The organism is Extibacter sp. GGCC_0201, assembly GCF_017566055.1.
Taxonomy (GTDB): Bacteria; Bacillota; Clostridia; order Lachnospirales; family Lachnospiraceae; genus Extibacter.
On the sequence record NZ_JABFCH010000012.1, the window covers coordinates 42,573 to 60,798 of the forward strand.

The following is an 18,226-nucleotide window of genomic DNA, read 5'->3' on the forward strand; positions in this document are numbered from 1 at the left end:
AATCATGAGACAGGGATTTGTAAAGGTGGCGGCGGCTACCCCTGATATCCGGGTGGCAGACGTGGCGTATAACACGGAACAGATATGCCGGCTGATCGAGGAGACGGAAGAACAGGGGGCAAAGGTTATCGTGTTCCCGGAACTATGTGTGACGGGTTACACGTGCGGTGACCTTTTCACCCAGGATATACTCTTATCGGACGCCAGGAGTGCGCTGCACCGGATAGCAGACTTTACGGAGGATAAGGATGCGCTCATCTTCGTCGGTCTGCCTCTTGTCGTGGACGGAGAACTCTATAATGTGGCGGCGGCCCTGAACCGGGGAGTCGTGCTCGGGCTTACGACAAAGTCATTTCTGCCCAATTACGGCGAATTCTACGAGATGCGGCAGTTCTCCCAGGGACCGGAAGAAGCCAGGGAGATATTGCTTGATGGACAGGTGGTTGCGTTCGGGCCGCAGCTTTTGTTCGAGTCTGCTGCCATGGACAGCCTCGTCGTATCGGCTGAGATCTGCGAGGACGTGTGGTCTCCGGTGCCTCCAAGCATCGAAGCGGCACGGGAAGGAGCGACGATTATCGTCAACTGCTCGGCCAGCGATGAGACGGTCGGGAAATCCGGTTACAGGAGAGGCCTGATAGAAGGACAGTCGGCCAGGCTGATCAGCGGGTACCTATATGCCAATGCAGGAGAAGGTGAGTCTACGACCGACCTCGTATTCGGAGGACACAATATCATTGCCGAGAACGGTACGGTGCTCTGTACAGGCCGTCGCTTTGAGAATGGAGTCATCTATTCGGAGATTGACGTAAAGCGCATCATAAGCGAGCGGAGGAAAAACACGACATTTCAGAGCGCCAAAGAAAGAAGGCTCCTCAGGATACCGTTCTATATCGACGAGACCGAGACGGTCCTTACGAGGACATTTGCGTCGAGCCCGTTCGTACCGGCGGAAGGGAAAGAGCGGGAAGAACGGTGCGAGGAGATTCTTACCATCCAGGCCATGGGACTTAAGAAGCGTCTGGCGCATGCCAGGTGCAGGAGCGCTGTCGTAGGCATATCCGGAGGGCTGGATTCCACGCTTGCCCTGCTTGTGGCCGCCAAGGCGTTTGACGCGCTTTCGCTCGACCGGAAAGGAATCACCGCCGTGACGATGCCGTGCTTTGGCACGACAGACCGGACATACCAGAATGCGTGCAAGATGTCGGTGAAGCTCGGTGCCACGCTCCGGGAAGTCCCGATAGCTGCCGCGGTGAGACAGCACTTTGAAGATATCGGCCATGACCTGGAAGACCACAGCGTGACGTATGAGAATGCCCAGGCGAGGGAACGGACCCAGGTGCTGATGGATATCGCCAACCAGACGGGAGGGCTCGTTATCGGTACCGGGGACATGTCTGAGCTGGCGCTTGGGTGGGCGACGTATAACGGAGACCACATGTCCATGTACGGGGTGAATGCCTCCGTTCCGAAGACGCTCGTGCGGCATCTTGTCCATTATTATGCGGATGCGTGTGGAGACTCTGAACTGAAAGAGGTACTCTATGATGTGCTGGACACGCCGGTGAGTCCTGAACTTCTGCCGCCGAAGGACGGAGAGATCGCCCAGAAGACGGAAGATCTCGTAGGCCCTTATGAGCTGCACGATTTCTTCCTCTACTATATGATTCGTTTCGGATATGAGCCGTCGAAGATATACCGGATTGCCAAGCTGGCTTTTGCGGATGAGTATGACAATATCACGATATTGAAATGGCTGGAGACATTTTACCGGAGATTTTTCAGCCAGCAGTTCAAGCGTTCCTGTCTGCCGGATGGGCCGAAAGTAGGAACGGTCGCTCTGTCTCCGAGGGGAGACTGGCGTATGCCGAGCGATGCGTGTGCGGCAGCCTGGCTGGAAGATCTGGCACATGTAAGGCTCGATTAAGGAGGGATATCATGAGGGCGGACAAGCATACGGCGGTTGAGAAATTCAGGAAGGATTATAACTGCTGCCAGGCAGTTGCCTGTTCGTATTGCGTAGAGCTGGGCATAAAAGAAGCAGACGTGTTCAAAATGACGGAGGGATTCGGCTCCGGCATGGGAGGGCTCAAGGATACGTGTGGCGCGGCCGTGGGCATGTTCCTGGTCATAAGCCTTGCCAACAGTGCGGGTGACATGGAGAACCCAAAGGCTACGAAGTCAGATACGTACGGCAGGATACTCGAGGCCGCGGAAGAATTCAAAAAGAGGAACCGTTCCCTCTACTGCAGAGAACTGAAGACCGATGAGGGAAGCCAGCCCCTTGCATGCTGTATAAAATGCGTGGAAGACGCGGCGGATATACTCGATAAATATTTCAGGCGGGACAGTTAAAGTCCCGCCTGCTTCTTATAATTTGATGTTCTTGAACAAGTCTCCGAGGTTTGTGCCGATATTTTCGGATTTAGGGATATCAACCTTTTCCTCCACAGCCTCTCTGGATTCTTCCAGCGCTTTCATGCTGAGACTTATCTTGCCTTCCTTGAGGCCGATAATCTTAACGGTAACTTCATCACCGACATTTAGCACGTCCTTTGGAGCTTTGACACGCTTCTGGCTTATCTGCGATACGTGAACGAGTCCGGAGAGCCCGTCGTCCAGCCGCACGAACGCCCCGTAGTTCTGAAGGCTCTCAACCGTGCCTTTTACTACGCTGCCAATCTTTACGCTGGCGATTTTCTCTTCTTTTTCCTTCCGTTCCCGTGCTTTGAGTATCTCACGGGCTGACAGTACGAGACGGTTGTTTGCCTGGTCGACATCGATAACCTGTACTTCGATATCTTTTAAAAGGTACGTTTCCAGATCCTCGATATAAGATAAAGAAAGCTTAGACGCGGGAATGAATCCGCGTAAGCCCTCCACCATCGCGATGGCGCCTCCATTTACGATGCCTTCGATTTTAACCGGAAGGACTGTGCCCTTATCCATATAGTCTTTTACGACATTCCACGGATTGGCGTCATCGAAATGTTCTTCCAGGTCAGCCATCGTCTGTGGCTCGTTTGCTGCTTCTTCATGTAATAATTCTTCGCTCATAGTAAAATCCTTTCTAACATATAATATGCAGCCCCTGCCGGGGTCTGCACTGCCTGACATGTGACATTATTAACAGTATACCATAAAAGGCAGGGGATGTTCAAAGAAAAAAACATATATGTGGAAAAATTAGGTTGACGAACACTTGAAAAGATGGCACTCTTACTAATAGAGGTTAATTGCAAGGAGTGAAACCATGGGAAAAAAAGTTGGAAAAGTGTATGTGGTCGGCCATAAGAATCCAGATACAGATTCGGTCTGTTCCGCCATCGCATATGCACATCTGAAGAAAAAGACTACCGGGGAGGAGTACGTGGCCAGGAGGGCCGGGCAGATTAACGAGGAGACACATTATGTGCTGGAGAAGTTCGGCGTCGAGCCGCCGTCCCTTCTGTCCAACGTAAAGCTTCAGGTCAAGGATATGGACATCCATAAGATAGACGGTGTGGCTCCGAATGTATCTATCAGAGATACGTGGGCTAAGATGAAAGAGAACAATGTAAAGACGATTCCGGTATTAAAGGATGATGAGCTCGTTGGGGTCATCTCAACCGGCGATATCGCGACTTCATATATGGAAGTGTACGACAGTACGATCTTATCCAAGGCCAAGACCCAGTACAAGAATATGATAAGGACGCTGGACGGTACGCTGATTACGGGCAACGAACACGGATACTTTGCGAAGGGGAAGGTGGCTATCGGAGCTTCCAATCCGGATCTGATGGCAGAATTTATCGAGAAGGACGATCTGGTGATACTGGGCAACCGTTATGAATCGCAGGCATGTGCCGTGGATGTGGACGCCAGCTGCATCGTAGTATGCCAGGGGGCAGAAGTGCCGGAGGAGCTTATTCTGAAAGCGGAAGAGCAGAGCATCGTCATCATCAGCACGCCCCATGACACGTTTACCGCTGCGAGGCTTATCAACCAGAGCATTCCGGTCAAGCACTTTATGAGCCAGGGCCCTCTGACCACCTTCCGTATGAGTGATTATGTGGAAGATATCAAAGAGGTGATGACGAAGAAGAAGTTCCGTGATTTCCCGATTCTGGACCGGCACGGAAGATTCAAGGGCTTCATATCGAGGCGCCGGTTCATGGATGCGAGCAAGAAGAAAGTGATTCTTGTAGACCACAACGAGAAGTCGCAGGCGGTGGACGGCATCGAAGAGGCGGAGATTGTAGAGATCATCGACCACCACAGGCTCGGCAACATAGAGACGATGGGACCGGTATATTTCCGCAACCAGCCGGTCGGCTGTACGGCTACGATTATCTGCCAGATGTACGAAGAAGCAGGCATCAGGCCAGAACCTGCGATGGCCGGGCTTCTCTGCTCTGCGATTATATCAGATACCCTTTTGTTCCGTTCTCCGACCTGCACGGCGCTGGATGAGCAGACGGCGGGGAAGCTGGCTAAGATTGCGGGTATCAATATGGAAGAGATGGCCAAGGAGATGTTCAATGCCGGGAGCAGCCTGAAGGGCAAGAGCGCGGAAGATATCTGCTTCCAGGATTTCAAACAGTTTACGGTCAACGATGCCGTATTCGGCGTAGGACAGATCAATTCCATGAGCAAGGAAGAGCTGGCGGAGATCAAGGACGTGCTGAACGGGCATCTTCCTAAGGTGCTGAAGGAGCACAACCTTCAGATGATCTACTTTATGCTGACAGATATATTGGATGAATCGACGGAGCTTATGTGCTGCGGTACAGGTGCCAAGGCATATGTGGCAGATGCTTTTGATCTGCCGGAAGACTCGGATAAAATCATACTTAAGGGTGTGGTATCCCGTAAGAAGCAGCTCATACCTGCGCTTGTGGGAGCACTGCAGCAGTAATCCGTGCAGGGAAAGGGAGAGAGGATGGCAAAACAAATCTGGAAACCGGGCAATATGCTCTATCCGCTGCCGGCAGTCATGGTGAGCGCCGCCGGCAAAAACGGAGAAGCCAACATCATTACGGTGGCATGGACGGGCACTATATGTTCTGACCCGGCCATGCTGTACATATCGGTGCGGCCGGAACGGTATACGTACCACATGATAAAGGAGACAGGGGAATTCGTCGTCAACCTGACGACGGAGAAGCTTGCCAGGGCGGCAGACTGGTGCGGAGTAAAATCAGGCCGGGACGTGGACAAGTGGAAAGAGATGGGGCTTACGAAGGGGAAGGCGGAGGAACTTGCGTATGCGCCGGTAATCAAGGAGAGCCCGGTCAATATAGAGTGCAGGGTGACGGAAGTAAACGAACTGGGGTCCCATCATATGTTCATCGCAGAAGTTGCCGCCGTTTTGGCGGATGAGAAGTACATGTCAGGAACCGGAAAGTTCGAACTGAATAGGACAGGCCTTCTGGCTTATTCACACGGAGAGTATATGACGCTCGGCAGAAAGCTTGGAAGGTTCGGCTGGAGCGTAAAAAAGAAGACGCAGAACGTATAGAGATACAAGATAAGACGGGGAAAAAGCCATCGCTTTTTCCCCGTCTTATCTTGTATCCTGCATGGCCGCAGCCTTACAGATGCGGTGCTTCTCTATCCGTTCCCGAGCGGCTTCACCTTCAGCCGATAGATTCTCTTAAGCAGAAGCGTGGAGAGGATGACAGATACGATCTCCGCTATGGGGATGGACCACCACACCATATGGAGCCCGAATATTGCCGCAAATATGTAGGCAACGGGCAGGATGACGATAAGCTGCCTTGCCGCGGACACTATCAGGCTGTACATGCCGTTGCCGAGTGCCTGGAAGACCGAGCCTACGATGATGCAGTATCCGGCGAACAGGAAGCTTAAGCTTATGATCCGCAGTGCGGGAACGCCGATTGCGACCATATTGTCCGAAGCGTCAAACAGCGTCTTGAGCAGGAAGCCGGAGGACGTCTGGAAGATGAGGAATCCGGCCAGCATGATGGCTACCGCTATGATGACGCTAAGCTTCGTCGTGTCTACGATCCGCTTTTTGTTTCTGGCGCCATAATTGTAGGCGATAATCGGTATCATACCGTTGTTCAGCCCGAATATCGGCATGAAGACAAAGCTCTGGAGCTTGAAGTATACACCGAATACGGCTGCTGCCGTAGAAGAGAACATAAGCAATATCTTGTTCATTCCAAATGTCATGACCGAGCCGATTGCCTGCATGATGATAGAAGGGATGCCGACTTCGTAGATGATGGCAATCGTCCTTGCATGTGGCCTGAATCCCCGCATGTTGATGTTAATCTCCCGGTTCTTCTTCAGATTGAAGAAGAACGACATCGTTACCGCTACAATCTGGCCGACTACGGTGGCAATCGCCGCCCCCGCGACCTCAAGCCTCGGGAAGCCGAACAAGCCGAAGATAAGGATGGGGTCCAGTATGATATTGATAATGGCGCCGGTGCCCTGGGTAATCATGTTATAGATAGTCTTACCTGTGGACTGCAGCAGGCGCTCGAACGTAATCTGCAGGAAGATGCCGAAGGAGAGGACGGTTATGATGGTGAGATACTGTGTACCGTATGTCACGATCGTGTCGTTATCTGTCTGAATGGCGAAGAAAACATGCGAGCCGATTCCGCCGAGCAGCGCGAACACGACACAGCTTATGATACCGAGGAACAAGCCGTTTCTGGCGGCATCGTTGGCGCCTTCAAAGTTCTTCTCCCCAAGGTTGCGCGACAGCAGCGCATTGATGCCGACACCGGTTCCGGCGGCAACCGCAATCATCAGCGTCTGGATGGGAAAGGCGAGGGAAACCGCGGTAAGCGCGTCTTCGCTGAGCTGTGCGACGAACATGCTGTCCACGATATTATATAAAGCCTGCACGAGCATAGAAAGCATCATCGGCAGGGACATGGTAATCAACAGTCTGGGAACAGGCATGACCCCCATCTTGTTTTCTTGCTTCTGTATATCTGGCATAAGTAGCCCTCCTTCGTGTTATCGTACTATTGGGTCATAGTCGGTGTAAGCTGGTACACCGACGCCTATTATAACACCATAAAAAATATAATGCAATCAGCCTCATACTAATTTCACGTGATTCATATACATTAGAGAACATATAGGTCAGAGAGAAAGCAGAGGCTGTAAAGTGGAACATCATAATAAAAGTCACGTCCTGCATGGCAGGGCCGGCAGGCATAAGGTACTGTTTTTTTGCGGTTTGGCATATACGCTGTGCCTGTTCAGCATACTTGGGATATCGATTGACGATAAGAGCGCAGATAGGACGGCACAGACCGGACAGTTCAAGGATGCCGTAGATTTCGTGGATTCTTCCGTCGTAGAAGAGGCACCGAAAATAGCACTTACTTTCGACGACGGTCCAAGCCCACATTGCACAGGCAGGCTGCTGGACGGGCTGAAGAAGAGGGGGGTAAAAGCGACCTTCTTCCTTATCGGCATGTACGCGAAGGATAATCCGGACCTGGTGAAAAGATTGTTTGACGAGGGCCACCTCATAGGCAACCACACATACCATCACGTGGATATCACGAAAAAGTCAGACGAAGAAGCCAGGAAAGAGATAGCAGATACCGACAAGGTCATATCTGCCATCACAGGAGAACATGTAGAATATATGCGTCCCCCTTTTGGAGTGTGGCAGAAGAACCTGGAGCTGGAAATGGATGTGATGCCCGTAATGTGGTCCGTAGACCCTCTCGACTGGACGACAGAGAATACGGATGAAATTGTAAATAAGGTAGTGACGGAAACGGAAGAAAATGATATTATTCTATTGCATGACTGTTATGACTCCTCTGTGGATGCTGCGCTGAGAATCGTGGATATCCTGCAGAAAAAGGGATTCGAGTTCGTGACAGTGGATGAATTGATTCTAGAATAAGAAAGCCGGATGATATAGTATGATAAACGAATTTTCCAGGACAGAGCTGCTCATCGGAGCGGATAAACTTCAAATATTAAGAGAATGCACGGTGATGGTGCTCGGCATCGGAGGGGTCGGTTCCCACTGCACGGAGGCTCTTGCCAGATGCGGTGTCGGCCGGCTTGTCCTCGTGGATAATGACACGGTCTCTCTGACGAACATCAACCGCCAGTCCGTCGCGGCCCACAGTACGGTGGGACGCCTTAAGACGGAAGTGATGCGGGAACGGATCAAAGATATCTGCCCGGATACTGAGGTGGTGACGTACGAGACCTTCGTCCTGCCGGACAATGTGGATACACTGTTCCGGGAGCGGCCCGACTATATCATAGACGCCATAGATACGGTCACTGCCAAGCTCGCTGTCGTCCAGAAAGCTATGGAATATGACATTCCCATTATCAGCAGCATGGGGACGGGCAACAAGCTATACGCCGGACTGTTTGAGATCGCGGACATCAGCCGGACGTCGGTGTGCCCGCTCTGCAAGGTGATGAGGAAGGAGCTGAGGGCAAGAGGCATCCGGCATCTGAAGGTGCTGTATTCCAAGGAGCAGCCGGTTGACATCTCAGCCAGAGAGACAGAAGAAGAGAAGGGCAGCAGGCGTTCCCTGCCGGGCAGCATCTCCTTCGTACCGCCTGTGGCGGGGCTGCTCATCGCAGGGGAAGCGGTAAGAGATATGATTTCAGAGGGGCCAGACCCCGTGATTGCAAAGGGGCCAGACCCCGGAGGTGAATGATAATGGATTTGTTTGATTACGTGAGGGAAAAGAATATGGACAGTGAATCACCGCTGGCATCCAGGCTCCGGCCGGTGACGCTGGACGAGGTGGTGGGCCAGCAGCATATCATCGGGAAAGACAAGCTCCTGTACAGGGCCATTAAAGCGGACAAGCTGAGTTCTCTTATCTTCTACGGCCCTCCGGGGACGGGCAAGACGACGCTTGCCAAGGTGATAGCAAATACGACGAGCGCAGAGTTCAAGCAGATCAACGCTACGGTGGCCGGCAAGAAGGATATGGAAGAAGTCGTGAAGCAGGCGAAAGAGCTGCAGGGGATGTACCAGAAGCGCACCATCCTTTTTGTCGATGAGATACACCGGTTCAACAAAGGGCAGCAGGACTACCTTCTCCCCTTCGTGGAGGATGGAACGCTCATCCTCATCGGGGCGACGACCGAGAATCCGTATTTTGAAGTAAATGGAGCGCTTATATCGCGCTCCAGCATCTTTGAACTCAAGCCGCTTGACAAGGAAGACATCAAGTTGTTGCTTAATAGAGCTGTCACCGACGTGGAAAAGGGAATGGGAAGCTATGGCGCGGTCCTCGAAGAGGAGGCCATGGAATTTCTGGCGGATATAGCGGGAGGGGATGCGAGGAATGCACTGAACGCGGTGGAACTGGGCATACTGACGACAGAGAGGAGCGCGGACGGGAAGATTCACATCACGCTGGACGTGGCGTCCGAGTGTATCCAGAAAAGGGTCGTCCGGTATGATAAGACCGGGGATAACCATTATGACACGATATCCGCTTTTATAAAGAGCATGCGCGGCTCCGACCCGGACGCCGCGGTATATTATCTGGCCAAGATGCTGTATGCAGGCGAAGACATCAAGTTTATTGCCAGAAGGATAATGATATGTGCCTCCGAAGATGTGGGAAACGCAGATCCTATGGCGCTGAACGTAGCCGTATCCGCGGCCCAGGCAGCAGAGCGCATCGGCATGCCGGAGGCGCAGATCATCCTGTCCCAGGCAGTGCTCTATGTGGCGACTGCGCCAAAGAGCAATTCGGCCGTCAACGCGATATCTGCCGCAATGGACTACGTGCGCCAGTATAAGACGACGGTGCCCCCTCATCTACAAGACTCCCATTACGGAGGGGCCAAGAAGATCGGGCACGGAATCGGATACAGATATGCCCATGATTATCCGAACCATTATGTGGAACAGCAGTATCTCCCGTCTGAAATCGCGGGGGCGAAGTTCTATGAAGCAAGCCGAAACGGATATGAGAAAAAGATCAGTGACTGGATGGAATACATCAGGGCCAGCAGATAAAAGGAAAAGGCACGGCAGCCTTACTGTCAAGTAAAGCGGCCGTGCCCTTTTGCTTATTTGATATCGCGCTTCTTAAAGCTCACCAATCCGATTATGGCAGCGGCCGCCAGAAAGCATAGGGCAACCGTAATCCCCCGGATGGCAATGGTACGGGTAAGGCCGCCGGACACGGCAGCCATATTCGTATCTATGAGATAGTCGGACAAGGCTATGGTCCTGCCGGACAGCTTCTTGATGAGGATCTCTCCAAGCATGACGAGAAGTGAGATAAATTCAAGGAAGCATATATTTGCGGCAAGGGAACCGCCGTTCTGGCGGATGAGCATGCTGAACATGACAAATACGGATACGAACGCGCTTCCAAGCAGCAGCTCGATTCCCGCAGCCTTGAAAAAGTCCGGCCAGAATCCGGCGGCAATGTCGCCAAATCCCCAGAGAGCCGTCGCGGCCGCGGTGGAGACAGCCACGTAGAGGAGGGTGAATGCGACCCCTGTAACTACGCATACGATAAGTTTGGACAGATATATCTTGCTCCGGCTGTAATTGCGGGAAGCGATGTTTTTAATCGTACCGTTGTTGAATTCGCTTCCGACGAAGAGGGAGACGAGCACTGCAAGCAGGAGCGTCGTGTTGCCGGCAAAGAAAGAGAGCATCTGGCCTGATGCGCTCAGCTCCTCATAACTGCCGGGAACCCCTTGGGTAGAGATATTGATTCCGTTTTCATCCAGCGCTTCCTGCTGCTGTTCCATCTGTGCAGCCATCTCGTCTCCTCCGATCTTGTACGTAAAGTCAAGAAGGAAGATGGAAGCGGCGGCAAGCACGACGGTTACGATAAGGCATACCCAGAAATACTTTGCCTTTCCTAATTTATAAAAATCATTTCTTAGTAAGTTGATCATCTTACATACCTCCTATCTTCGTTAAGAAATATTCTTCCAGATCCATCGCCGCATGTGTGTCAGAGGTGTGGCAGCGCTCCCACAGCTCGTCCTCGGTAAATTCTTCAATCAGCCGGCCCTGGTGTATGATTCCGTATCTCGTGGCAAATTTGGACAGCTCCCCGAGGATGTGGCTTGATATGAGGACGGTAATGTCCTTTTCTTTATTGAGCTTAAGAATCAGCTCACGTATCTCTTTGATACCTTCCGGATCGAGACCGTTCGTAGGCTCATCCAGGATGAGAAGCTCAGGCGTTCCGATCAAGGCGATGGCAATGGCGAGCCGCTGGCGCATGCCGAGCGAGAAGTTCCTGGCCTTTTTCTTTCCCGTGTCGTCCAGACCGACGAGGGACAGGATTTCATCCACCTGTGCGGAATCTTCTCCCTGCAGCCTGCACTGGGCAATCAGATTCTCCCGGGCGGTCATACCAGGATAGAACGCCGGCGATTCAATAACCGTTCCTATCTTCCTGCGTCCTTCCAGCAGGTCGGGCTTTCCAAACAAGAGCATATTTCCATCGCTTGGAGCCGCAAGCCCGGTAATCATCCGGATGAGGGTCGTCTTGCCGGCACCGTTTTTCCCGATAAAACCGTAGATATCTCCTTTATGTATCGTCATGGACAGGTCGCTGACTACAGGACGGCTGCCGTACCGTTTGGTAACATGGTTGGTTCTCAGTATAACACTCATATAAATGCCTCCTTTATGCTGCACTGCTTATTGTATTATTGATTTAGTACAATAATATAATAATACAGAGAGAAAGTCAAGATTAATTTTAAAAAGTGCCTGTCCAGATTGAGTTTTCAGGACAATAAGGGTATAATGACGCTATATGAGTTCTAAATGAAAAGCAGGAGGATTTGAAAATGAAGATTTATGATTCAGTGAAAAAAGAAGAAGTGGAGATCGAGGGAACGAAAGGCCTCATTAATATCATGAAGGACGGACGCCAGGTCGACTTATATCTGAAGGAAAAGAAGACGGATGAGGACGGCTATCTTACCTGGGATGTGGAGCACTGGTCAAGTGTCGACGGAAAGAGATTCATCCGATGCTATTCGCTGGAAGGGAGAGTGCTGAACGAGTCGACCGGACATAATATCTATGATTTGGAAAATGACTTTAAGCCGGAAGAGGCGGAGAAGATCGAGCTCAGCTAAGACAGTACATATGGGATGATGCATGGACGAATCCGGGGTGGAAAGCAGCCGCTTTCCACCCCGGATATTATATTTTCAGAATGAAGGTACAGCCGCCTCCGGACGTGTCTGTCAGGGTCAGACTTCCTCCGTGCAGATGGGCCAGTTCCTTAGCCACGCTTAGCCCAAGCCCGAAATGAGACTTGTCCTTGCGGGAGTGGTCGCTGCGGTAGAAGCGGTCGAATACCCGGATTCTGTCTGCCACAGGGATGCCTGGCCCGTGGTCGGCTACTGAGATGCACAGGTGGTGCCTGGCCTCCCAGGCAGAGAGTTCGATGGAGGGAGAAGCGCACCGGCAGTCCTCCGGGAGGGCATAGGCAATCGCATTGTCTATCAGTATCGAGAGTATCTGCTCCAGACGTTCCCTGTCTCCGAGCACAGGAGGGAGGGGGGTATCCGGCAGCGTAAGCTTCAGTATGGCATGTCTGGATGCGCAGAGCGGTTCGTAATGCTCGTAGACATCCAGGAGCAGGGTGTCCATGTCTATCAGCTCGCGTGCAATCTGCCAGCCTTTCGTATCCGCGGAGGCCAGGACGAGCATATCGTTGACGAGGCGGGCCATCCTCTGGCACTCTTTCTGAATGGCTGCCAGAAACACCTCTGTTTTCGAGGAATCAGCCAGAATCGCAGAGGACGAGGCCTGAATGACGGCCAGCGGGGAACGCAGCTCGTGGGAGGCGGCGGCGATAAATTCATTCTGCCGTTCCCGGTTCCTGGCAAGCGGCTTCAGTGAATGGCCGACAAACAGCCAGCTGACGAGAAAGATAGCCGCTATCCCAAAGAGGCCTGCGATGAGGAACAGTATGCGTCCATTTATAATCTGGGTCTTTGCCTGCCTGTTGTCATGCAGTACGACGAGGCTTTTAAAGCCTTCATTCCTGGTTGGGACGACCATCACATAGGCTAGGTACGTATCTTTGTGGGAGCCGGTAAGGGTTAGTATGCCTGTCTCTTGCAGTGAGGTGGAGACAGGAATGATATCGGCGTTCACCTGCTGGCCCCGGGCCAGTTCTTTTGCCAGTTCTATCAGACGTCCCCTGTCCGTCAAGGTGGCATAAGAGCCAGGGAATAAGAGCGGTATGGCATTCTCTTCTATATGGATGATGAGCTCGTTTTCCGTTTCCTGGACGGCCAGCCATGTCTGGGAGACAGAGCTGCCATACTGTAGCTTTTCGCTCAGCTCTGCAACATTCTTCTTAAAGTTTTCTATATTGCGCCCGGTTATGGATTTTTCTGTCGTATACAGGATGACCGAGAGGACGCAGGCGAGGACGATGCCGATGGTGACGGTGTAGGCGAGGGTGAGCTTTTTCCTTAACTTATGAATCATCTGCTTCCTCCATACGATATCCGACGCCGTGGACCGTTACGATTCTGGTCCGGCTGTCCAGCGCTTTCAGCCGCTTTCGCAGGAAGTGGATATAATTGTCCAGATTCCCGTCCTCGACTTCCGTGTCCGGCCCCCAGACATGGGTCAGTATGAGCGTTCGGGGAAGCGTCTGCCCTGCATTCTTCATAAAGTATTCGAATAAGTCCGATTCTCTCTTGGAGAGTGACAGCATCTGGCCGCGGCAGGAGATGCTGTGCTTTTCTTTGCACAGCTTAAGGTCGCCGCAGGAGAAGCTGCGGCTTGGAAGCAGTGCCGCCGGCCTTCGGGTGAGGGCGCGAACTCTTGCCATCAGCTCCAGCACGTCAAAGGGCTTTACGATATAGTCATCTGCACCGGCGTCCAGCCCATCGATCCTGTCGGAGATATCATTCATGGCGGTGGCGAGTATGATGGGCGTCTGGATTTTGCTCCGTCTGATAGACTGCAGTATGGTCATGCCGTCGACGCCCGGCAGCATACGATCCAGTATGATGGCGTCATATGCCTGCTGGGAGGCGTAAAATAAAGCGTCCGTGCCGGTCGTGCATATATCCGCCTCATAATTATCCTTAACCAAGTGGCAGCGCACAGCTTCACACAGATCCAAATCATCTTCAATCAATAATATTCTCACGATACAGAATCCTTTCTTCTTTTTAGAAGCATCAGAAATCATTGGCGATTTCCATTAGTATATCAAATATTCCTCTAAAAAATCTTTAAAATCTGGCGGAATCCTTAAAAGATTTTTAGAGAAGCTTCTGTTAGACTTATAAAGAGCTCGAAGAAAACAAAATGGAAAAACGAAATGGAGGCTTACACAGTGAAAATAAAACGGATGATAGCGATACTGTTTGCAGTATCCCTCGTGACGACAGGGGCCGCAGGATGTTCGTCAAAGAAAGACGGAGGCGGGAAGAAGGAGGCTATGGGGAAGTATGTGGAAAAGCAGGTGGAACTTCCTCTGAAGGAGGATGAGGAGGCCGCCGCGCTCACGGAAGACGGCGGGAACGGCGCTGTCCTTTACAGCCGGAACATGGAAGATGGAACATATAAGGCATACCGCTACGATGGGGGCAGATTTGAAGAGGAGGATGCTTCATGGCTGAACAGCGCCATCAAATCCGGAGGGACGCTCAGTAAAGTAGTGAAGGGAGAAGACGGGAGCCTATACGCGCTTTACGGTGATGAGAATGCTATGACCCATATAATAAGAAAAGACGGCAGCAGCAGCCAGGAAATCGAGATACCGGATCTGGCGGTCAAAGATGGCAACGGCATCTACCCGCTTATCGGCGGGATACGTGTTGATAAGGAAGGAAACATCTTTCTGACTGTTCCCGTGAATGGGGAAGCGGTGATGTATGACAAGGAAACCGGGGGCAAGATCAGAAGCTTCCAGGGGAACCAGTTCTCCGGTCTGCTGGCGATGCCGATGGATGTGAGAGATAACAGGATCCTGCTGGCAGGCCCGGACGGAAGCGGCCTCGTATGCTATGATACAGGCAGCGGAGAAGTGGCAGAAGAGATCAAATATGCTGATATGGCCGAGGACGGCATCCTCAGGCTCGGTGACAGCGATGACTGCATCTTAGCTGATTCCAAAGGGCTCCACCATCTGACGATGGGAGGAAGCATGGCAGAGGACCTGGTAGACAGCGGCACCTCCGCATTCGGCATACCGCAGACCAATATCCTGGATCTGGCTCAGATCGGCAAGGGAGACTATACCGTGCTGCTGAGCGTTCAGGAAACAAGTGGCCGCTCTAAGCATGAAATGTACCGGTACGTCTACGACAAAGAGGCGAAGGCCGAGCCAACCCATACGCTCAGAGTGTACGGACTGGAAGAAAGTGCCGCTGTCAGGCAGGCGATTGCCAAATATCAGCAGAAGCACACCGACGTGAGAATCGAATATAAGACAGGTAATGCAGAAGAAGGGACGGGCACGAAAGCGGACAGCATCCGGGCGCTGAATACGGAACTGCTCAGCGGCAGCGGCGCCGACGTCATCATGCTGGACGGCCTGCCTGCGGATTCTTATATCGAGAAAGGAATACTGGCGGACATAAGCGGAGTCCTTAACGAAGCCGGGAAAGAGTCGCACCTGAGTGATAACATAATAAAACCGTATAAGAAGGACGGGAAAATATACCAGATTCCTACGCGCTACGGGATTCCGCTTCTGATTGGCTCCAGCAGTACGACGGAAGCGTTCAAATCAGCGGATGCCCTGGTGGATTACATGAAAGACCATGCATGGGATGACGTGATGGATCAGGTGGATAAGGAATCTTTGATGAAGCTTATGCTAAATATGTACTATGAGGATATCGTTGACAAAAACAAGCAGATTGATACGAAACTGCTGGCAAAGCTCATGGAGACTGTGGGAAAAGCAGAAGACAACGGAGAAGGATCCGTAACCTCCATCTCGACATGGGGATCGGATGAAGGACAGCCGGAATCTGACTGGGATGTAGGAAAGTTCGGAAGCTCTGACAAAAAGGATACGCTGTCTTCCAAAGAGATGAAGGGAATCCAGGGAATGATGGTACCTTATCATTATCTGCGACAGGAAGGCGCTTCCCCGTCAGACGTAAATGGAATCTTCGTACCGCATGATATTGCAGGCATAAATAAAGCGTCCAAGAATACGGAGCTGGCAGAAGATTTTGTCAAGATGCTGCTATCCGAAGAAGTGCAGTCCATAGACGTGGAAAATGGCTTTCCGGTGAATGAGCAGGCAATGGAAGCTTGGATCCAGAGTGTGGAAGAGACGCCGGATGAAGAGGGAGGCGGCATATCGATAGCCGTAGGAAAGGCCAGTTCTGACGGAGGAGAAGGCGAAGCGTCAGTCGAGGAGGTCATTACGTTTCCTCATCAAAGTGAAGTGAAATCCCTTGCGGAAACAGGCAAGAAACTAACCGTTCCTGTACAGAAGGACGACATCATAAGGGAGATGATACTGGATGGGGCAAAGACATATTTTGACGGCAGCACGTCGGCAGAAGAGGCGGCAGAGGACATTGCGGAAAAAGCAGACACTTACCTGGCGGAATAAAAGCAGGCCATATCTTTTTCTTCTGCCAAGCATGACAGGAGTGGGAATCTTTGTATTCTTCCCGTTCCTGGATGTGCTCAGGCGCTCCGTTCTGGATGCTATGGGAGCAGACTTCGTAGGTATGGAAAACTACCTGACCGTAATCGGGAAAAGCTCGTTCCAGCTGGCGGTCTGGAATACGGTACGTTTCATCGCGGTCTGTATCCCACTGCTTATGGTGCTGTCCCTGGCGATAGCCGTCATGATAAATAGTATCACGAAGCTGAGGGAGCTGCTTAAGACAGTATTCCTGTTTCCGATGGCGATTCCGGTTGCTTCCATCGTGGTATTATGGAGGCTCGTATTTGACAGCAGAGGATTTCTGAATGAATTTATCGATACGTTCCATATCAGCCCGGTCGACTGGATGAACAGCCCGTCTGCATTTTATGTCCTCGTATTCAGCTATCTGTGGAAGAACACCGGCTACGATATGGTCTTGTGGCTCGCCGGCCTGTATGCGGTCCCGGAGTCCCTATATGAGGCGGCGCGGATAGACGGGGCGGGCAGAAAAGAATGCTTTATCCATATCACGCTGCCGATGCTTCGGCCTACGGCAGCCATGCTTGCTGTCCTGTCACTTGTGAACTCCTTCAAAGTATTCCGGGAGGCATATCTGATTGCCGGGGACTATCCCCATAAGAGCATCTATATGCTTCAGCATCTTTTCAACAACTGGTTCGTTAAGCTCGACATACAGAAAATGAGCGCGGCCTCTGTCATGATGGCCTTGACAGTGGCATTGATTATGATAGGGGTGCATATATCAAATGAAAAGAAAACATAATTGGACGGTGGCCGGCCTGGCCGTACTCAGCAGCGTGATATGGCTCCCGCTTTTTTATATGGCCGGCCAGTCGTTCATGGGGAGCTGGGAGCTGATTCAGAACACCGGCGCAGTGCTGTCAGGTACAAGAGGCAGGGTGCATTTTTCTCTGCTGCCCCAGTTTCCGACGCTGGCACCGTATGTAGAGCTGCTTTTGGATTCTCCTGGATTTTTCGTCATGTTCTGGAATTCGTGCAAACAGGTATTTCCCATTCTCGCGGGCCAGCTTCTGCTTGGCATGCCGGCGGCATGGGCGCTTGGGCGATACAGGTTCCGTGGCAGGAGCTTTATAATGCTCCTGTATATGATATTGATGATTATGCCCTTCCAGGTCACGATGGTGTCGGGATATCTTGTATTGGAAAGGTTCCAGCTGCTGGATACGCATCTGGCGCTTATACTGCCCGGCATATTCAACACATTTCCGGTATTCATCATGACGAAAGCATTTGCGGGCATACCGGATTCCCTGATGGAGGCCGCGAGGATTGATGGTGCCGGGGAGTTCCGTATCTTCTGTTCCATCGGGATACCGATGGCGCTGCCTGGAATCATATCAGCCATGGTTCTTGGATTCCTGGAATACTGGAATGTCATCGAGCAGCCGATGACCTTTTTGAAAACAAAGAGCTTATGGCCGCTGTCGCTTTATCTTCCGAATATCACCTCGGATAAGATAAATGTCTCTTTTGCGGCTTCTATCGTGATGATGCTGCCGGCGGTACTGCTGTTCTTATGGGGGCAGAAGTATCTGGAACAGGGAATTGCGGCATCAGGGCTGAAAGAATAAATG

General features: G+C 51.8%; 17 protein-coding genes. 11 read left to right on the top strand and 6 right to left on the bottom strand.

Going from position 1 to position 18,226, the window contains the following annotated elements:
• The first annotated feature begins 4 nt into the window (after window positions 1-4).
• Entirely contained in the window at window positions 5-1,924 is a 1,920-nt protein-coding gene (locus HJV72_RS09815; protein WP_208070620.1) for an NAD(+) synthase, read from the top strand.
• Between the two features lie 11 nt (window positions 1,925-1,935).
• On the top strand, window positions 1,936-2,352 hold the full coding sequence (locus HJV72_RS09820) for a C-GCAxxG-C-C family protein (protein ID WP_208070622.1): 417 nt from the start codon (window positions 1,936-1,938) through the stop codon (window positions 2,350-2,352).
• Window positions 2,353-2,367: 15 nt separating this feature from the next.
• On the opposite strand, the gene HJV72_RS09825 is transcribed toward HJV72_RS09820, so the two are convergent.
• Window positions 2,368-3,054: a S1 RNA-binding domain-containing protein gene (locus tag HJV72_RS09825; RefSeq protein WP_208070624.1), complete on the bottom strand. Its 687-nt coding sequence runs from the start codon at window positions 3,052-3,054 to the stop codon at window positions 2,368-2,370.
• 196 nt (window positions 3,055-3,250) lie between these two features.
• On the opposite strand from HJV72_RS09825, the gene HJV72_RS09830 reads away from it, so the two are divergent.
• Window positions 3,251-4,897, top strand: coding sequence for a putative manganese-dependent inorganic diphosphatase (locus HJV72_RS09830; RefSeq protein WP_208070626.1), 1,647 nt, complete (start codon window positions 3,251-3,253; stop codon window positions 4,895-4,897).
• 24 nt (window positions 4,898-4,921) lie between these two features.
• The gene (locus HJV72_RS09835; RefSeq protein WP_208070628.1) at window positions 4,922-5,500 is read left to right on the top strand and encodes a flavin reductase family protein; all 579 of its coding nucleotides are present in this window, start codon (window positions 4,922-4,924) and stop codon (window positions 5,498-5,500) included.
• Between the two features lie 92 nt (window positions 5,501-5,592).
• Here HJV72_RS09835 and HJV72_RS09840 read toward each other — a convergent pair whose 3' ends face one another.
• On the bottom strand, window positions 5,593-6,963 hold the full coding sequence (locus tag HJV72_RS09840; protein WP_208070630.1) for an MATE family efflux transporter: 1,371 nt from the start codon (window positions 6,961-6,963) through the stop codon (window positions 5,593-5,595).
• Window positions 6,964-7,135: 172 nt separating this feature from the next.
• Between HJV72_RS09840 and HJV72_RS09845 the strand changes: the two genes are divergently transcribed.
• The 3 genes from HJV72_RS09845 to HJV72_RS09855 are packed head-to-tail and all read left to right on the top strand — an operon-like array spanning window position 7,136 to window position 9,994.
• Window positions 7,136-7,891, top strand: a complete 756-nt coding sequence (locus HJV72_RS09845; protein WP_330618932.1) for a polysaccharide deacetylase family protein — start codon at window positions 7,136-7,138, stop codon at window positions 7,889-7,891.
• A 19-nt stretch (window positions 7,892-7,910) separates the two neighbouring features.
• Window positions 7,911-8,672: a tRNA threonylcarbamoyladenosine dehydratase gene (locus HJV72_RS09850; RefSeq protein WP_066577598.1), complete on the top strand. Its 762-nt coding sequence runs from the start codon at window positions 7,911-7,913 to the stop codon at window positions 8,670-8,672.
• A gap of 2 nt (window positions 8,673-8,674) precedes the next feature.
• The gene (locus HJV72_RS09855; protein ID WP_208070632.1) at window positions 8,675-9,994 is read left to right on the top strand and encodes a replication-associated recombination protein A; all 1,320 of its coding nucleotides are present in this window, start codon (window positions 8,675-8,677) and stop codon (window positions 9,992-9,994) included.
• Window positions 9,995-10,047: 53 nt separating this feature from the next.
• On the opposite strand, the gene HJV72_RS09860 is transcribed toward HJV72_RS09855, so the two are convergent.
• The gene (locus HJV72_RS09860) at window positions 10,048-10,893 is read right to left on the bottom strand and encodes an ABC transporter permease subunit (RefSeq protein ID WP_208070634.1); all 846 of its coding nucleotides are present in this window, start codon (window positions 10,891-10,893) and stop codon (window positions 10,048-10,050) included.
• A 1-nt stretch (window position 10,894) separates the two neighbouring features.
• Window positions 10,895-11,623: an ABC transporter ATP-binding protein gene (locus HJV72_RS09865; RefSeq protein ID WP_208070636.1), complete on the bottom strand. Its 729-nt coding sequence runs from the start codon at window positions 11,621-11,623 to the stop codon at window positions 10,895-10,897.
• Window positions 11,624-11,802: 179 nt separating this feature from the next.
• Here HJV72_RS09865 and HJV72_RS09870 point away from each other — a divergent pair, with 179 nt between their 5' ends.
• Complete coding sequence (locus HJV72_RS09870) at window positions 11,803-12,096, top strand: hypothetical protein (RefSeq protein WP_208070638.1); 294 nt, start codon at window positions 11,803-11,805, stop codon at window positions 12,094-12,096.
• A 67-nt stretch (window positions 12,097-12,163) separates the two neighbouring features.
• Here HJV72_RS09870 and HJV72_RS09875 read toward each other — a convergent pair whose 3' ends face one another.
• Window positions 12,164-13,465, bottom strand: coding sequence for a sensor histidine kinase (locus HJV72_RS09875; protein ID WP_208070639.1), 1,302 nt, complete (start codon window positions 13,463-13,465; stop codon window positions 12,164-12,166).
• The gene (locus HJV72_RS09880) at window positions 13,455-14,138 is read right to left on the bottom strand and encodes a response regulator transcription factor (protein ID WP_208070705.1); all 684 of its coding nucleotides are present in this window, start codon (window positions 14,136-14,138) and stop codon (window positions 13,455-13,457) included. The genes HJV72_RS09875 and HJV72_RS09880 overlap by 11 nt, the downstream gene beginning before the upstream one ends.
• 189 nt (window positions 14,139-14,327) lie before the next feature.
• Between HJV72_RS09880 and HJV72_RS20165 the strand changes: the two genes are divergently transcribed.
• Genes HJV72_RS20165 through HJV72_RS09895 form a run of 3 tightly spaced genes read left to right on the top strand, consistent with a single transcriptional unit; the run spans window position 14,328 to window position 18,223 of the window.
• Window positions 14,328-16,568 carry an extracellular solute-binding protein gene (locus HJV72_RS20165; protein ID WP_208070641.1) on the top strand — a complete coding sequence of 747 codons (2,241 nt, stop codon included), beginning with the start codon at window positions 14,328-14,330 and terminating at the stop codon, window positions 16,566-16,568.
• A complete protein-coding gene (locus HJV72_RS09890) occupies window positions 16,534-17,394 on the top strand; it encodes a carbohydrate ABC transporter permease (protein ID WP_208070643.1) in 861 nt (286 codons plus the stop codon). Before HJV72_RS20165 ends, HJV72_RS09890 begins: the two co-directional genes overlap by 35 nt.
• Window positions 17,378-18,223 (top strand): carbohydrate ABC transporter permease, encoded by an 846-nt coding sequence (locus HJV72_RS09895; protein WP_208070646.1) that lies wholly within the window; start codon window positions 17,378-17,380, stop codon window positions 18,221-18,223. Before HJV72_RS09890 ends, HJV72_RS09895 begins: the two co-directional genes overlap by 17 nt.
• Window positions 18,224-18,226: the final 3 nt, after the last annotated feature.

What these genes read in the sequence shown, in the direction of transcription:
- HJV72_RS09850 (WP_066577598.1), top strand. Translation starts at nt 7,911, where the DNA reads ATGATAAACGAATTTTCCAGGACAGAGCTGCTCATCGGAGCGGATAAA.
- HJV72_RS09820 (WP_208070622.1), top strand. Translation starts at nt 1,936, where the DNA reads ATGAGGGCGGACAAGCATACGGCGGTTGAGAAATTCAGGAAGGATTAT.
- HJV72_RS09875 (WP_208070639.1), bottom strand. Translation starts at nt 13,465, where the DNA reads ATGATTCATAAGTTAAGGAAAAAGCTCACCCTCGCCTACACCGTCACC.
- HJV72_RS09835 (WP_208070628.1), top strand. Translation starts at nt 4,922, where the DNA reads ATGGCAAAACAAATCTGGAAACCGGGCAATATGCTCTATCCGCTGCCG.
- HJV72_RS09865 (WP_208070636.1), bottom strand. Translation starts at nt 11,623, where the DNA reads ATGAGTGTTATACTGAGAACCAACCATGTTACCAAACGGTACGGCAGC.
- HJV72_RS09855 (WP_208070632.1), top strand. Translation starts at nt 8,675, where the DNA reads ATGGATTTGTTTGATTACGTGAGGGAAAAGAATATGGACAGTGAATCA.
- HJV72_RS09815 (WP_208070620.1), top strand. Translation starts at nt 5, where the DNA reads ATGAGACAGGGATTTGTAAAGGTGGCGGCGGCTACCCCTGATATCCGG.
- HJV72_RS09825 (WP_208070624.1), bottom strand. Translation starts at nt 3,054, where the DNA reads ATGAGCGAAGAATTATTACATGAAGAAGCAGCAAACGAGCCACAGACG.
- HJV72_RS09830 (WP_208070626.1), top strand. Translation starts at nt 3,251, where the DNA reads ATGGGAAAAAAAGTTGGAAAAGTGTATGTGGTCGGCCATAAGAATCCA.
- HJV72_RS09870 (WP_208070638.1), top strand. Translation starts at nt 11,803, where the DNA reads ATGAAGATTTATGATTCAGTGAAAAAAGAAGAAGTGGAGATCGAGGGA.
- HJV72_RS09840 (WP_208070630.1), bottom strand. Translation starts at nt 6,963, where the DNA reads ATGCCAGATATACAGAAGCAAGAAAACAAGATGGGGGTCATGCCTGTT.
- HJV72_RS09895 (WP_208070646.1), top strand. Translation starts at nt 17,378, where the DNA reads ATGAAAAGAAAACATAATTGGACGGTGGCCGGCCTGGCCGTACTCAGC.
- HJV72_RS09860 (WP_208070634.1), bottom strand. Translation starts at nt 10,893, where the DNA reads ATGATCAACTTACTAAGAAATGATTTTTATAAATTAGGAAAGGCAAAG.